This window comes from Paenibacillus sp. MY03 (assembly GCF_002165585.1).
Lineage (GTDB): Bacteria > Bacillota > Bacilli > Paenibacillales > Paenibacillaceae > Pristimantibacillus > Pristimantibacillus agaridevorans.
The window spans coordinates 182,345-199,178 of record NZ_MXQD01000013.1; the positions used below are offsets into that span (position 1 = coordinate 182,345).

The window sequence follows — 16,834 nt, forward strand, 5'->3', positions numbered from 1 at the left end:
AGAAATGATCTTCTTCAATACGTTTCAAACGGCGAATATGTAATCTCAAGCGCTGGCGTATCCATCTTTCTTCTATTATAAAGGGACTCCATTGCAAGACAGATCATCCCTGTCGAAAGCAGCGTTCGTTCCATCGGGAACGGCGGCTCTCCTGTCATGATGAATGCTTCGATGATTTGCGTTAACCGTTCAAAATGCTTGAAGGGCCGATCGAGATCGCTGTCGCACACGGCAGCCGCCACTTGATTCTCCCCATAGCGATAAGCATAACCCCACAGTTCCGTCAGTCTCTTGAACTGAATAATATAGCCCTTCGTCCCATCCTTATATTCGATGATAAATAAGGCCGGCTCCGGCTCGCTTTCTCTTGGAATCACATTCGGCAAATCGGGATATGCCTGCAACGCATGCAAAAGCAGTTCCTCGGGCCATTCCCCCCGATCCATCATCGCCCACACTTCTCCGCCGACTCCATCGATCAGCTGGACAGAGCGAACCCCTGTCTCGCCGCCCGTTCTTCGTTCTGCAAGCGATTGCATAATATCCATGGCGTGAAAGCCGTAAGCTTCAAGCCCTCCATTACTAATCATCAATATTTCGGATAATGTTTTCAGGTTATCCGGATCGAATGCAGGCACCGGGTCGGCATGCGGAATCGAGGAACCGCCCAGAAACGGAATGTTCCGTACTTTCATCCCATTGTACATCCATAAAGCATCGTTATAATCGTACGCCAAATGTTTATCGGAAAAAATAGGAACCGCCAGTCCGAGCTCGTCGAGAGCCGCAATCGTTTCCTCCAGAAAACGCCTCCTCGGGTACATATGCATTCCCTTTTCGTTGAACGGATAGTCTCCATGCTCCCCAATAATAACGACGCCATCGACCGGGCCCTCGGAATGGGCGGCACGAATGGCTTCGCCGATTGTAGCGCAAATCGGTATACGATGCTTCTTTGCCTCTTCCCTGCTCATATCCCCCTTCGGAACTTGATCGGTATAGATGGAGACAACCTCGATCTGCGGCTCATATTGAAAGCTGCCCAAAAGCCGTCCCAAAATGACCTCCGCATGGGAGTTGTAGCGGTATTCTGTAACGATAGCCGCCACCTTCTTCTTCTTCGCGTTGTCTTTCATCCTTCCCCCTCCTTTTTCCATATACCAAAATTTTATATCTGCAGCTAGAGGTAGTCAATCATTATTTTCACCATTGTGAATCTTTTTTCAGGTTTTAGAAAAACAATACCTCAAACCAAATTGTCGCAAGATTGACCACAAACGTGGCCGATCCTGCGACAACCGTTATGATAAACTACGATTCAGTTCCTCTCAAAGCCGATGACTCTAAATTCCGATACTCATGAATTCCCTTTCCCTTTCGGGACCTTTACCTCGGCAGAAACCGTAGTCTTATACCCCTCATGATCGACTACGGAATAGATTACCGTATAAATACGGCCGTTTCCGCTGCCCGATCGCTCAGCCCGCAAGCTAAATGAAGTATCGGCCGTTCCAAAATCGGCATCCTGTATATCATCCGAAGTATTCCCGTCCCCAGAACCATTGTCCTCCTCGTTGCTGGTAATCGAGACTAGCTCGAATGAGGCAATGGCAGATTGACCGTCACTATGCGTAATCGTCGCTTCGATCGGCACCATCTTATGATTAGGCGGCGACAATTCCGTTTTATCCAAGACAACGCTTATTACCGGAGCAGCCTTAACGATCAGATCAATCGTCGACGTCGCCGTATCGCCGGATGGATCCGTTACGATGACCGTGAATTGGTCGCCGCCTATATAGTCCTCATTCGGCGTATACGTCCAATTGCCATCCGCGTCCACCGTTGTCGTACCTTGAGCAGGAGCGGCTCCGAGCGCATACGTTAAAGCATCTCCGTCCGCGTCCGTTCCGGCAACGATTCCGCTAACTGGCGTATTCACGTAAGTGGTGTGCGTCGAATTCTCTACTGTTGGCGCCTCGTTTTCGCTCATCAACAGCTTCTTCAAATACGCTTTCCGTTCATCCTCAACGTCGTACCGGAGCTCCGTCAACGATTCGACATGATCCCACAGCTCGTCAATCTCCGAAGGGCTCAAGCTATCCAAATTCGGAATGGGACTTCCATTCGCCTCGCCTGCCGCAATCAACGGCTGAACATGCGCATTAAAAAATTGCCGGTCAGCCGCATCTCCGTTCGTTTGCCATACAGCGGTCACTTCTGCCGCAGTCGAGCCGAACTTCTCCCACGCCTTTACAATCATATTTTTCTGGATCAAAGTACGTTGTTCCGACGTCGGTACCGCGAATTTCAGCTCATGGAACCTGCCCGGCTGATGCACGTTTCCTCCCCATGTCGGTGAGTTAGAAGGGGACCAGCGGATCATGCTGAACTCCCACTTTTCGCCATCCAGCGGCACATAATCGTAGACGGCTTCCCACGGAATAAACAACACGGTTCCCCATCCTGTAGGAATTTCTTCGTTTGTCACGGAAACGAAATCCTTAAAAGGACGATTGTCACGATTTTCGGTCTGCCATTCGTAATACTCATGAGAGCTGCCATCCATATGGATAATCATCTGATGATAAGGAAGGTCTCCTTGACCGGTCTGCATAAAAAGCTCGATCGCGCTGCTCTTTAATGCACCGTCCTCGGTTCTCTCCGACTCGTTTGACTGGAAGAAAATATTTAGTCCTTCCTCGTTATAAACCATATAGAAGCCTGTATCGCGCGGGCCGCCGGGTGCAATTGGCGTTTGCACCCAGTACTGGACGAATCGGTTCTCTTTGTACAAAGGATTGTCGAAGTAATCGCTGTTGTACCAATCCATCGGCGTGGATAGATCCTCCGAAGAATAGGTGACCTCATAAACATTTTTGGTTTCCCCTGCAGCAACAATCCCTTGCGGCAGGCTCAGCAGCAGAACAAGCGCGAACATCAGCAAAACGCTTCTTTTCGTTTTTCTCCTCATGGATATCCCCCCTCCTTATTCCGCAAGCTCAAGCATGCGAAGGATATGGTAGATCATTTCAAGCCTGATCAAATCGGCGGACATCGAGCGCTCATCGCTGACTTCCAGCCAATTCAGCGCTTTATTGGCGGCTTCGACACGATCCGCCTGACCGGAGGCGATTGCATCCTGCGCAACCTGCTGCAGCTTCGTCGCATAGCGGATATCGTCGATGCCTTCGCGGAATCCTTCCCATGCGAGGGTGTCAATGATATCGGTTCGCGTCGGATAAACCAAGGCGAGCTGGCGGTACGTAGCATCCACATCATCGTTCCAGGTGTTAAGGAAGTTCTCGTAATAGATATAGTTATAAGTAGCGTCATAATTCGCTTTGTACAGCCACATGCCGTGGCGTTGACGCATCAAATCCGGGTTTTCCGGGCCAGTATGCGGATACGCGTAGCTGGTAATCAATTTATCTTCGCCCAAAGCATGCCAATTAGCGGCCTGTTCCCTCGTCATCTCTCCTGCCCAGTTTAAAAATTGTTCCTTCGTTTCCAACTCCAAGTGAGAGCCATGTCCTGAGGCGAATACCTTTCCGCCAAGCTCATCCTGGATATACCTCCAAAGCTCTTGCTGGAATTGCAGCATCGACCAGCCCGCCTCGTCCCAACCGTCGAAATAAATGTTCGTATGCCCGACATAGTTGCTAATGGTCGCAAAAGCTTCATCGAGGACCGGTTTAAAATCCTCTATCCCTTGGCGCCATAATGTGTAATATTGATCCATCTTGGCTTGATTCTCCGGCGTTGGATCCGCTTCATATTTCGCTTTCCAATTGAGATAGTTGCTGTAATGGGTAAAAATCGTATACTCGGGAAAGGTTTGTTTCGCGCCAAACAACGGATTCAGTTCAAGTCCGGCCCCCTCCATTAACTCCAGTTGGCGGAAGAAGTATTGACTGTCTGATGTGTTATAGATCGGCGCCGGAATATTAACAGCGTTATGCTCTGCCATATTCCGGTATTCGTTCGCCAGCTTCTCGTCAACAAGTGCCGCGTTTCCGCCCGTCTCCTTCATATACTCCCGCACGCGACTCTCGTGATACAACATGACATAGAAGTCCTTGTCCACATCGTAGTACGTCTTCGGGTCCGGCAGATCAAACGGCAGCACTCGGATCTTTAAAGTGATTTGTCCGGCAGGGACGCCGTCTGCGGTAATATCAATCGTTCCGGTGTAGAAGCCCTCCGGGGTTCCCGCATCCACTTTCGTTGTTATCCACATCTGCTTCGACTCGCCTTGCTTCAGCTCGATTGGCAGCAGCACCGGACTGTCCTCGACCGGTTCGGCCAAATGATCGAATTTTTTATTCGGCTTCGTAAAGACGTCTACATACTGCGAGCCTTCAGGATAATCAACGCGAATATAGTTTTTCTCCAGTTCATGGTCCACGCGCACCAGGTTTTCGTCATGCAGCAGCAGCTCAGGCACAAGGACATTTTTTGAGCCATCAAAGAAATAGCTCTGCCAAGCCGTTCCGCCTTGGTACCATGTTTTGATGACGTGCATATCAATGGCGCTGGCAGGAATTACGCTATCCGTTCCTTGCAAATCAGATATTGCAAACGTTACGGAGTCTACGTCGCTAAGCGGAGCGAGTACGAACGAAGCCGCTTCATATTCGTCTTGCGCCGAAATAACGTTCAGCTGATCCGTAATGGCTCCATCTGTCGGAAGCGTGTTTGGCAGACGCTTTTCCGGACTGAGCGCCGCGGCTTCGTACACGATAAACGGCGTGTCCGTCCATAATTCGGAAGCGCTGCCCGTCGTGGCATCCTTCGCCAGCTTAAGTGCATACTTCATTGCCTTCTTCGCCTTCAAGCCTTCTTTAAACGAAATGTCCGAGGATCCTACTACTGCAGTTGCTTCATCCCTCACGGTTTCAAGAAACGGCACCAGCTGCGGTCGGCTTGTCGCAGCAATGACGGCGTTAAGTTCGTTTAATTGTTCGCTCAACTCGTTCTCCGTCCATGTTTCGTCGGAAGCGTAGATCGCCGACGGCGCCATCCCGGGCGTTGTATTTAACAGCAAAAGCATGCAGACCGTGATGGCGGCAATGATTAGTCGTTTGCGCATTTCATAATCCCTCCTGTTTTCATCGAATTTCCGCTCGGCTGGTTGCCGGAACTGGCCGTCTTATGATAGAGGTGGACTTGTCCCTTTCCTTGCCGAAACCCCGCTATGTAAACGCATACATTTTGTAATTGATAGGGCTTCTTTTCTATCAGACGTTCACGCTGGCCTTCTGGATCACTCCTTCTTTTATTTCCTTCATTGCGACAATAAGCTTGAGCGGCCATCCCAATCGTTCGCCGCAGTGCAGGAAATACCCGTATTGTTTTGTGCCTGCATCCATATTATAAATCAAATTTTATGTATGTAAATAGTTTTTTAAATTTAATAAAATAACATCGGATTTTAGCTGATTTTTCGGGCGTTATTTTGAAATGTGTTCACAAATATAAACTATCTTGCGATCAATCAATTTGTGACAACGACCTGTTGACCTTCCGCAAGGCCCGCTACGATTTCAACCTCTGTCGGCGTTACGAGCCCCCGCTCCACATCCAATTCGCGACTTGTTTCCCCGTCGACAACCAGCACAAAATCTCTGCCTTGATAATTGCGCAGCGCACCGCGCGGGATGATCAAGGCATTCTCTTTGCGCACAAGTTCCAAAGCAAATTCGAGGTTATCTCCAAGCCGGATAGAGTCGGGAGGTTCATTTTCGAAATCGAATAGTAACGTTCTCTCAAGGATGGCGGCTCGCGACGAGTTAGAAGCATTGGCGGTTCCCATCGGCAATGAAGCTACAATCCCTTTAATCTTTAGAGAGCTATCTGGATCGGTCAGCACTACCGACATCCCCAGCTTCAAATGGGATAAGCGGGACGACAGGTCGCCGATATATCGAAGCTGCAGCTTATCCGTCCGGGCAATGCCTGCCACCGGCTGATAGGACGCGACTGGATCGCCCGCTCTGATACTGTCCGCAAACGTCACGATCCCATCCGTTAACGCCTTTAATTCCCGCTTGCTTTGACGGTCCAGCAGCAAGTCGAGCTTCATCTGCTCGATCCTCAGATTCGTTCGAAGCAGCCAAAGATTGTCCGTATTCACCTCGTCTAATCCTGCTTCTAGCTCTTGATTTAGTGCCCTTTGCCTATTTTCGACCGCCAACTGCTGCTGAACGAGCTGCATGTCGAAATTGCCGGAATCCAGTCGAACGAGTACATCGCCTTTATGGACAATATCTCCGGGCCGGACGAACCATTGCCCCAGCTCCCCATCAATTTCGAAGGAATAATAGTCCGTTGCGGAAGGAACGATGATCCCGGTCCCTCTCATTTCTAAAGCAAGCGTACCCCGTTTGACCTCGAACAAATCCAGCTCGACGCTGGCCGGCTCTATGAGCTCCGGAACTGCCGCTTTGCGTTCTAGAGCCCGTGTACAGCCCGAGAGGAGCGCAAGAAGGAATAACAAAATAAGGATGTAAAAAAACGCAATTTTATCGTACCTGTTCATGGAGTCAATCCTCCCCCAGCTTGAGCGCCTGATGAATGTTGATCCTCGACAGCCGCCAGCCCAAAATAAGCAGGCCCATAACGATCATGACCATCACAACGAAGTACAGCCGCGTCGTATCGCTTGAATCGAACATGACTTGAAACGGCGGCACCTGTGCGGATGGGTTAAAGGAAATCTGAAACAAGCTTACAAACCATGTGCTCGTTACGCTCCCTACCAACCCGCCGATCAGAACCGCAGCCCCTGAAATCAGAATCTGCTCCGTGATCAGCATGCCAATCATTTGCGCAAAGGACATGCCCATTGCCCGAAAAATCCCGAATTGCAGCACTCTACCCGTAAGCGACAGCAGCCAGTACAGCAGAAAGCCAAAAAAGCTGATGATGACCGAGATCAAAAAGCCTAACGTCATCACTCCGTTAAGCGCCAATTGAAACGGATCGTTGCCCATACGTTGCAGTTCTTCCCGCGTATCCGTCATGAACGCCAAGCTTAGCTTTTTCTCCGCTATCGCATCGTAAAAGGGCTGTCTGGCCGCATTCTCATCCAGCTTAATCCACACTTCATAAGGCTCGAGCGCCATCGCCTTCTGCATATACTCGAGATGACCTACGACCAAAGAAGGCCGGCCGGCATTCGATTGTTCTTCGGTCATGCTCATCGTATTTGGATTGAACGTCGGCCAATAATCAATAATGCCATACACCGTAAAAGTCTTGGGCTCTACGCCGCTCCAACCGACGTTAATCACATCGCCCGGTCGGATCCCCTTGTCCGCAATGGAACGAGAGATCAGAACCGCCTTCGGATCCAATGCGATTAAATTCAAATATTCATAAAAATGATTGCCCAGCAGGCCGTCTCGCATCCATGCGGTGCGGCCAAAATCCGCCGTATGAATCCCCATCACCTTAGTCAAGCCGCGCTCGTTGCCAACCAAGGTGTATGCATTGTTCTGAACGAATACCTTCGCTGCCGTCTTAACGCCAGGAAGCTCAGTGAACGCTTGATACGGCGGTTCGACATATTGAATGCGCTGCGTTCCGCCGGAAGAAGCCAGAGAGGATTCACTGAGCCAGTGCGATTTCAGTACGATGTCCGCTCCGTTTTTATACCTGATTTTTTGTTCTAAATTGTCATTCAATGTCCGTGCCGCACTAGCGCTAAATAATCCCGTTGCAATCGTTAGGATGAGAAACATCATGACCATTTGGTACTGCGTGCCGGATCTCCCGACCTGAATGAGCGTAGAATAAAGATAAGGCGGCCAGACCTCTCTTCCAATCCGGAATATAAACCTTATGATTAATGGATACAGCCTCAGCGCCAGCAAACCAAAACCAAGTATAAAAAGGGCGGGCACGAGAAATAGCAGCGGATCGACAGAAAAAGCCGAAACGTCCGCACCTAACTGCAGCATATCCTCCCGCTGCCTGTTAAACGCAAAAAGTCCATATATGGCTATGGCAACCGCTATAATGTCAAAAAAGTACCGATGCCAGAACAAACGGTTCGTACGTCGTCCCATCTGCTGCTTTTGGCCCACAATCGATAAACGAGTCGCCTGAAAAACCGGAAAAAGCATCATAAGGATGGAGCTGATAACAGCGTATAGACCATACAAATACGAATCATCGGTCACCTTTACAGGAAGCGCCGTACGATCGACAAACGCCAGAAAGCCGCTTGAGGCGCCAAGCGCTTTGGCCAGCAGCATGCCGATCGGGGGGCCTGCCGCATAAGCAATGACGCCGAGAAGCATCCCTTCGATTAAATAACCGGTTAAAACCTGGAGTCGGCTTGCGCCTCGACTGCGCAGCACGGAAATTTCCGTTTTCTGCCGCTCGGTCATGAGATTCGAAACCATGTATAAATAAAAAGCCAATAGAATGATTAATGGCACATACAGGGACCAAACCAGCAGCCTCAAATCCGCTTCTCTTTGAAAGTAAGTTTCTACCGTTTGTACGGCAGGCGAATCAAGAGAATAGGTACTAAACCGATTCATGAGATGCGTATCGATTCGTTCGGTCGTTTGCATATATTGATGTACCGAATTCAAATCCATACCCGAATAATCAAGCACGAACAGCCAGCTTGCGCTAGCGGCGGGAAGCGCCTTGCTCGATGAGAACTGAGCTTTAAACAGTTCATAATCAATAAAAAACGTCTTTCTGTATTCGTCGAGATGATTGTGCCAATAGGGTTCGGAATGATCGAGCTTATCCATAACACCTACGGGCTTCACCTTAATTTTCGTCTTTGCATCCCCGTTCTCAATCTCGAAAACATGACCGAGCACCATGTTCAATGCTTTAAGGGATTGCTGAACGACCAACGCTTCATAGATGCCGTCCACGGGCTCGCTTGCCGGAAGCCGCCCATCAATCAAGGTAATATGATCATAAAGATCTGATCTTGCCGCAATTTCGGCTAAACGCTCCGTCTCTGATTCGACTTTGGTTTTATCCGTCGGGATAAAGGAATACAACTCTGTTGCGGCTTCCATCACTAGATGTTTCACTGGAAGTCCAAAGCGTTCAGCCGCATCCTCTTGCATAAACGCATTTGTATCTTTTAGCACCTGCGGCCTTTGCTCGGGCTCATAATCGCCGGAATCCCAATATGAAGTCGACCCCATAAAAACCTTGGCATATACCGTCCCCGGATACCTGCCGGACGAAGCCTGAAGGTTCTCCAGATCCTTCAGGAGAACCCGCTGCAGGATCGCTTCCGTATAAATCGGAATGCTGCTAATGAGTGCGACAGAGAGGATAAGTCCACTCAGCAAGCTGAGCTCCAACCATTTGTTTTTGACCATCTTGCGCATAATCATCATGAGAAGAGCCATCATTCGATCCTCCTTCCCGCGAAATTCCCCCTATGCTATTGGAGGATAACCATTTGACCCTCTTCCAGACCCTCGATGATCTCAACGCCGGACAAGGTGTTGATACCTAGCTCGACATCGATCTCCTTCACGCTATCGCCATCCAATATTTTGACGTAATTGCGGCCGATCAGCGTAAGTACGGCGCTTCTTGGAATCAGGATCACATTTTCTTTTTCCAGGAGAATAATGACGATGTCCGCAGTTGTATGGAGCTCTGGTTTAATCCCCGTATCTGCCAGCTCAAAGTAAATCGTTCTGGCGTATTTCTCTGCCAGCTGTTCATCATCCGTCTCGGGAGCCGAAGATGGACTTTGGGTAACAATCCCGCGGAGCGTCTGTCCGCCGTATGCAATTTCAGCCTCCATTCCGACCTCCACCTCTTCAAGCTCGGCGGACGGCGCTCCCGAATAAGCAAGACGTATTTGAGCCGGGTCGGCGATAACAACGTAAACCTTTCCCAATTCGATCGTATCGCCAATCTCCACCTCCTCCATAAAGGTAACGATTCCATCGATTTGCGCCACCATGGCCTTGCCTTCTTGCTGTTTACGCGCTTCGTCCAATTTTTTCCGCGCGATGTCGAGCTCCAGCAGCCGAATCTTCATCATCTGCGGATCGCGCGTTTCCTTTGATTGCTCCAGTGCCAGCTTCGCTAATTCGAAGTCCCTCTCTCTCTCCAATAAAACGATTTCAAGCCCTTCGGTGTTAAGTTCCATGAGCGGGTCGCCCCGCCTGACCTCATCGCCAACCTTTGCGGAAATCATCGCAATCTTCCCCGCGGCCCCTTCGAACGCCTGGTAGACGGTGTTGGTCGATTCAAAAGTTCCCGTTCCCTTTACTTGCTTGACAGCGCTTCCGCGCTTAACCTCAAGCAAATTGTAGCTCTCTTGCTTCGGTACAAGGAGAGGCGGCTTAAGCACCTCCTCCTCCTTCGGAAGCAAGGTGCAGCCGGATAGAAACAGCAGCAAGCATGCGATACACAGCAACATTGCCTTATTTACGTTTCGACGGTCTGACCATTCATTCACTCCCCAGCGCTCCTTTCCGGGCTTGCCGTTCTGCGGCCAATGCTATACCAAAAGTTTCCTGTTATTTATGTATAACATATTTATAAAAATAATTCACCTATGAAAAATAGGAAGCGAAAAGTCGCTTCCTTATTCGTGACTTAACAAATATAATTCAAGCGATTTTGCAATGGCTGCCCCAAACTTCTTGCAATTGACAGGTGAAACCATCGATTCTTCTAACCCGAAATAAGGGATTTCAAAGCTAAAAGCGAGCTTGGCTCCTTGTCTGGCAAAAAAATCGCTGCCGCTCGTACCATGCGGTTGATTCCAGTCCTCGCCCATTTCAATATCATGAACCGAATTGTACGTGATTTGACCGTCATAATCCTGTCTGCTGGTCGTCGACTCCAGCAAAGCGCCAAAACGTTCGATTTCTTGTTTGACAGGCGGCCCTTTCTTGACGATAAAGGGAACATCGTTTCTTCCCCCCCATTTGTAGGGACAGTGAAAATCAATTCCTGCCTTAATGGCCCCTAAAGCAGTTATCTCTCGGATAATCGCATCGCTCGCCCGATAGATGGGGGATTCGATATAATCCCGATTGTGATCATGGGGCGCCCTGGCTTTACCCTGGTCTCCGTTTTCCACGCCGTCAATATCCACCATTGGAATTACGTGTATGCAATAATCGTTAAAAATAAGGGAGGAAGACGGTTCGAGCAATGCCTCCAACAGACCTTCCAGCACATACGACGATGTCGATTCGCAAGCATGATGCCTGGCAGTTAAATAAAGATGTTCGGAAGCTTGCGGATTTCCCAACAGGAGCTTGGGTATCGGCCTCAGCTGTTCGGATAAGGTTAAAACCTCTCGTTTGACAAGCGGATGGTTATCGATTGTTGCATAAAAAGACTCGAAATGATGCATTTGATAGGGAATGCTGAAGCAAAAATAGCAAGTCTCATCCGCTGCAAACGTATATCGATATCGATTGGGTGAAATAACTGCCTCACTTCCTAACCAACGCCACGAAATTCCGTCTCGGCTGACGGCCGGTCCCCATGGCCCAATGACTTCGCCATTTTGAAAAACAAATTCGATCGTCTCCGCAAGGCTGGAGTCAGCGCGAAAGCTCCAATAAAACCACCATTGCGCCGTATCTCGCAGCTCCTGTTCAAGATGGATTTCTTTTCCCATATGATCCAATAGACGAATATTTCCACCGGCATAACGGCTGCTAATACGGATGTTCGCCATCTATCATCCTCCATATCCTATTCCAACGTATAACGCAGATCCTATTATTTGATAATATCCAATTCCTTCAGGCTCTTCTCAGACGCATCCAACATCAATTGATAGTTGAATGTTGCGAATCCCGGGAAGAAATACGCCTAGCCGCAACAGTTGTTGTTGGGTCTGTCAATGTCTATCACTCCCACTTTATCACAATGGTTTGATTTGAATATAACAAATTTAAGTTTTCCGATGCCCATCAGTCGTGCTTCGATAAACGTTGCTAAATGAAAAAACAGACGCTCTTATTCGAACGCCTGCTCTAGTTAAACTACTTCTTATCCAAATATGGTTTCCTTCCGTTACTCTAATAACGCCATAATTGCCTCGATCACTTGAGCTACTTCATCATCTTCCAGACATTGCGGATTAATGACAAGCTCATCCTCTTGTATATTAGTATAGATAATCGGTACCATCATCATCAATCGATTTTGAAGCTCTTGCGCAGTGGATGCGGTGGGTTTAAGAAATACTCTAGGTATATGTGCTGGCTGCACGCCAGGCTCCTTCGAAAACCCTCGTCGCACGTGTGTACCCAGTATTGGAGATAGTGACTCAACGATATTGGATACCATGGCTTCCCAGCGTCTCATTTCTTGAACATAATCTTTCCTTATGAATAACTCCACTGCCTTAACAAGGCCCGCAATGGTTTCTTTATCTGTTTTCATAGAACGACCAATACTAAAGTTGGGACTGCTGTTCGCTATGCAAGCTTCTATTAGATCTCTTCTACCTAGAATAAGACCCGAAGATTGCGGACCGCGAATTTCTTTACCACCGCTAATAATGACAAGGTCTGCTCCCTGCTCTAGATACTTCGACACATTGTTAACCGGAGGCAGTTCTGCAGCTGCGTCTACTACAATGGGGATTTGATTTCTCCTCATAACACGAATAATATCAGCGAGAGACAAGGAGCCTTTTACCTGTTCTGCAGCTGCTATGTAAAAAAATAGAGCAGTATTATCAGAGACGGCTTCTTCAATCTGTCGGATAGAAACTTTAGATATTTCACCGATCTCTCTTATCTTTGCACCGGATACCCTTAGTGCCTGATCATAAAGAATCCTGTGGCTTTTGAGCATCAAAGCTTCATCAGGAATGCCTGTTGTATCAGGCAGCTGGATAATCTTCTTAGCATTTCCCCTAGTCATACAAGCTGCGGCCGATATGGCGATTCCCGCGGAGGCGCCTGAAGTAATGCATGCAGCTTCAACTCCAAACAATTCGGCTATTCTCTCCCCTGATTTGGCATGAAACTTATGAATGTCCACAAAAGCACCTGCAGCCTCGTTCATTGCCGCAAGCACCTCTGCAGCCATTTTAGAGCCGCCTATCTTCGTTATCGTGCCGCAAGCATTAATGATCTTAGTTATTCCCATCCGATCATAGATATCCGCCATCTCATAATCACCTACGCATCAGCTTGTTAAAAAGGTTTAGTCTGAACATACAAGATCGCTGATGTTAATTCACCTGTCCATGTGATGTTCAGCGTGTCAGAGTTTTGGGTCCATTCGGTGCTATTAATTGATTTCCAATTTGTATTCAACCAACCAGACAAATGGTACATCCCTCGGTTATTTGATTTTAATATAGATGCGACATCTTGAGAAGGGCTGCTAAACAATTGAGTTCTTCCGACAATTTCACAACTTTCTTCTCGCGGTCCCGTTCGGCGACATTTTCATTGAAAATGAACATCTGGATTGCTAAGATGGTTGGAGACATAGATGAAGAGGTGGAACGTCTTGGAAATCGGGAGCATCACTACACTTATCCTATCCCTCGTAACCGTTATCAACATTATTTTCGCCTGTATCGTGGTCTTTATCGAACGTAGGGATATCGGCTCAACGTGGGCTTGGTTGATGATCTTATTTTTTATACCGGTTCTCGGATTCTTGGTTTACGTTTTCTTGGGCCGACAATTAAAACAAAATAACTTCTTTCAACTTACGGCAGAGGAGCTTGCGTTCTTCCATGATACGGCGGACAAACAATTTCAAGACATACATAAGCACGGCGAGCTTCTACAAAAGTATTCGAAACTAGTAAAAATGAATTTGAAATCGTCCAACGCGCTGGTGACGACCGATAACGAAGTGAAGATTTACCATGACGGACAGGCTAAATTCGAAGCGTTATTCGCAGATATTCGCAAAGCGACCGACGAAATCAATATAGAATATTACATTATCAAACCGGACAACCTTGGCAAAAAGCTGCGCGATCTATTAACCGAGAAGGCGAAGGAAGGCGTTAAAGTTCGCGTGCTCTACGATGAGGTCGGTTCGAGACGCATGTCGCGCTCGTTCTTCCGCGATTTGATCGTTCACGGTGGGGAAGTCGCTGCATTTTTCCCGTCCTGGAGCCGTCTGATCAATCTTCGGATCAACAATCGCAATCACCGCAAACTGTGCATTATTGACGGTGAAGTGGGATATGTAGGTGGTTTTAATGTCGGTGATGAATACTTGGGATTATCCGAACGGATGGGGTATTGGCGGGATACGCATTTTCGGATTAAAGGCGGGGCGGTTGCCTTGATTCAAGGCCGTTTCATCATGGACTGGAGCAAAGCAACCAATTATGAGCGCCAAAATATCGAAAAACATTTCTCCTTCCGTCCCGATCATCATCCCGGCAACAGCGCCATCCAGATTATATCGAGCGGGCCGAATTCCCAAACGGAACATCTGAAGATCATGTATTTGAAGCTAATTACGAAAGCGAAGCGCAGCATTTTCATTCAATCGCCGTATTTTATTCCGGACGCAAGCTTCATGGACGCCTGCAAAATGGCGTTGTTGTCCGGTGTGGATGTACGCATCATGATTCCGAACAAACCGGATCATCCTTTTGTGTATTCGGCGACGCTGGTGCACGTTGGAGAACTGCTGCCGTACGGGGTAAAGATTTTGCAATACGAAAAAGGCTTCATGCACGCCAAAACGATCGTCGTGGATGAAGAGGTCGCTTCTGTCGGCACGATGAACATTGATCCGCGCAGCTTCCGTTTGAACTTTGAAGTGAACGCGCTTGTCTATGACGCCAACGTCGCCAAGGAATTGCATGAGTTGTTTCTACAAGATAGTGAATCTTGCACGGAATTGACGAAGGAGCGCTACGGCGAGCGCTCGAACGTGGCGAAATTCAAACAGGCAGTTGCGAGGCTGCTCTCGCCGATTTTATAAGGGTTTCTAGCACCATGCGGCCTTAACAATTAATGGGAATCGATAATTTTTCCTCGTCGCATGTCACGATGCGAATCTCCTCATTCGTGATCGTAACCCCAAGTTCCGAAAGCCTCTCCCGATAAGAACCGACCGTACAACGACCTGATCGGCCAAAGATCATGGCAGCCAACAGATGGCTACCTGGCCCCAGCTGCGCCTGCAGCACTGGAAGCACGGTACGGGGATGCAGCACGTTCGAGTTCGCGTTAAGATAAGCGAGCTGCGCCGAGGCATAACCCATCAATCCTTGCGCGCCGCTCGTCCCATATCGATTGCTCGCATAGATCCCGGTTTCATGCTCGCTTCGATTCAGCTCCTTGTGGAAACCAAGCGCGAAGCCACCTTCCGCAGCATGCAGCTCCCTGCCGGTATGGATGCGATGAATGCGCATATGCCAAGGCGATCCCGAGACCAGCCATGTTTCAACCTCAACATCATGCCAAGGCCGCCATTTCGCGTACAATACATGGCCGCGAATCCATGTTTCCTCGTTCTTTCGGCGGACCCGGTAGAGGTTATCTCCTTCGCTTAAGGCCAACATGGAATCCGGCGCTGACTGGGTAATCCCCCATTCCGCTCGGGGAACGCAAAATCCGAACGAGGTCGAATACGCGAACTTCTCGTATTTGGCGGAGGTATGCGTATGTTCATTGGAAAAAAGATGTCCGCTGTTAAAAGCCGCGACATGTCCCGTCTCTTGGTCGCGGCATACGACGAAATGCGGCTCGGGCTGAATCGTAATGGATGGAGCTTCCGAAGGAAACGCCATTTCTTCCGCCGTCCAAAATACAGAGTCATCCGGAAGCGCTAGCACCAGCAACGATTTGAGCGCCCAATACGGCGATCCCGGCGCATTGTAGTTTTCGGCCATGATTAGATTCGGATAGGCGTAACCCACGGTCAGTATACCAGCCGAGTCGAATATCGGCTGCTTGAACCACCAGCGAAGATTCCGAAGCAGCAGTCCCTTCACAACGCCTGGAGTCAGCACTTTCGATTCAAGTCCGGCATAGGCGAACGCGCTCCAGAACGCGGATTGCGCAAATCGGTAAGCCAAGCTCCGTCCGTACGGCAAGGCGGCGCCGTCCGAAGAGAACCAATGCAGAAATTGATGCGCGAACTTTAAACCTCTCTCTTTATACCTTGCGCATCGATCCGGATCTTCTTTCTCCATAAGCTTGCTGTAGATCAACCCATAGTAATGAAAGGCAAACGGCACATAGTAATCGCTATGACCATTGACCCCATCGCTGTACCAGCCGTTATCCAAATAAAACTCGTCGATGCGCCTCAGGTTTCGTTCGACCTGCTCCGAATCGTAAGGCCGGCCAATCCCCCGAAACCCTAGATTGACCATGACTTGAAAGAACAGCCAATTGCAGTCATGGCACGGGTGTAAGTTAATTTGATTCAGCCATTGATACAGATTGCCTCGCTCCCGCTCGCCCAGCGGCTCCCAGAAGTGCTGAGGCGCAAGACATAAGGCCAGCCCCATAGCGGCCATCTCGACCAGACGTTGATCGTAATCGGATACCTCTCCCCAATATTCAGGATGATCGGGATCGGTTCCGTTGATAATGCCCTTAAGATTCATCTCCGCAATTTCCGTTTTCTCGCCGCCGCCAACCAAATGAGGAACAAGCCCCCACCATATTCTGGAGAAGCTCTCCAGATCGGCAACCTCTTCGGTATGTCCGGCGCCGGCGCCTCTAATTTGAAGTCGTGCCCCGCCCTCGCTATACAGTCCCTTCAGAGGTTGCGATAATTGTATAAAAGCTTCACGCAAATCAGCCTTGGTGGTTAATGGATTGTGACTTACCGGATTGTTCATGAACATGATTCCCCC

At 48.9% G+C, this 16,834-nt stretch carries 10 protein-coding genes; 1 reads left to right on the forward strand and 9 read right to left on the reverse strand.

Annotated elements, in window-relative coordinates; all coding sequences use genetic code 11:
* Positions 1-14 precede the first annotated feature (14 nt).
* The 8 genes from B1748_RS15600 to B1748_RS15635 form a co-directional block, all read right to left on the reverse strand.
* Positions 15-1,136, reverse strand: a complete 1,122-nt coding sequence (locus B1748_RS15600; RefSeq protein ID WP_256975692.1) for a hypothetical protein — start codon at positions 1,134-1,136, stop codon at positions 15-17.
* 221 nt (positions 1,137-1,357) lie between these two features.
* Entirely contained in the window at positions 1,358-2,974 is a 1,617-nt protein-coding gene (locus B1748_RS15605; protein WP_087568860.1) for an Ig-like domain-containing protein, read from the reverse strand.
* Positions 2,975-2,989: 15 nt separating this feature from the next.
* Entirely contained in the window at positions 2,990-5,092 is a 2,103-nt protein-coding gene (locus tag B1748_RS15610; protein WP_087568861.1) for a hypothetical protein, read from the reverse strand.
* A gap of 405 nt (positions 5,093-5,497) precedes the next feature.
* On the reverse strand, positions 5,498-6,541 hold the full coding sequence (locus B1748_RS15615; RefSeq protein WP_087568862.1) for an efflux RND transporter periplasmic adaptor subunit: 1,044 nt from the start codon (positions 6,539-6,541) through the stop codon (positions 5,498-5,500).
* 4 nt (positions 6,542-6,545) lie between these two features.
* The gene (locus B1748_RS15620) at positions 6,546-9,398 is read right to left on the reverse strand and encodes an ABC transporter permease (protein ID WP_256975693.1); all 2,853 of its coding nucleotides are present in this window, start codon (positions 9,396-9,398) and stop codon (positions 6,546-6,548) included.
* 32 nt (positions 9,399-9,430) lie between these two features.
* The gene (locus B1748_RS15625; protein ID WP_087568864.1) at positions 9,431-10,465 is read right to left on the reverse strand and encodes an efflux RND transporter periplasmic adaptor subunit; all 1,035 of its coding nucleotides are present in this window, start codon (positions 10,463-10,465) and stop codon (positions 9,431-9,433) included.
* Between the two features lie 129 nt (positions 10,466-10,594).
* Positions 10,595-11,704: a M14 family zinc carboxypeptidase gene (locus B1748_RS15630; RefSeq protein ID WP_087568865.1), complete on the reverse strand. Its 1,110-nt coding sequence runs from the start codon at positions 11,702-11,704 to the stop codon at positions 10,595-10,597.
* Positions 11,705-12,045: 341 nt separating this feature from the next.
* Positions 12,046-13,152: an aminotransferase class V-fold PLP-dependent enzyme gene (locus B1748_RS15635; protein ID WP_087568866.1), complete on the reverse strand. Its 1,107-nt coding sequence runs from the start codon at positions 13,150-13,152 to the stop codon at positions 12,046-12,048.
* A gap of 348 nt (positions 13,153-13,500) precedes the next feature.
* Here B1748_RS15635 and cls point away from each other — a divergent pair, with 348 nt between their 5' ends.
* Positions 13,501-14,946 (forward strand): cardiolipin synthase, encoded by a 1,446-nt coding sequence (cls, locus tag B1748_RS15640; protein ID WP_373271277.1) that lies wholly within the window; start codon positions 13,501-13,503, stop codon positions 14,944-14,946.
* Positions 14,947-14,968: 22 nt separating this feature from the next.
* Here the strand turns inward: cls and B1748_RS15645 are convergent, their stop codons facing one another.
* Complete coding sequence (locus B1748_RS15645; RefSeq protein ID WP_087568868.1) at positions 14,969-16,825, reverse strand: DUF2264 domain-containing protein; 1,857 nt, start codon at positions 16,823-16,825, stop codon at positions 14,969-14,971.
* Between the last annotated feature and the right edge of the window lie 9 nt (positions 16,826-16,834).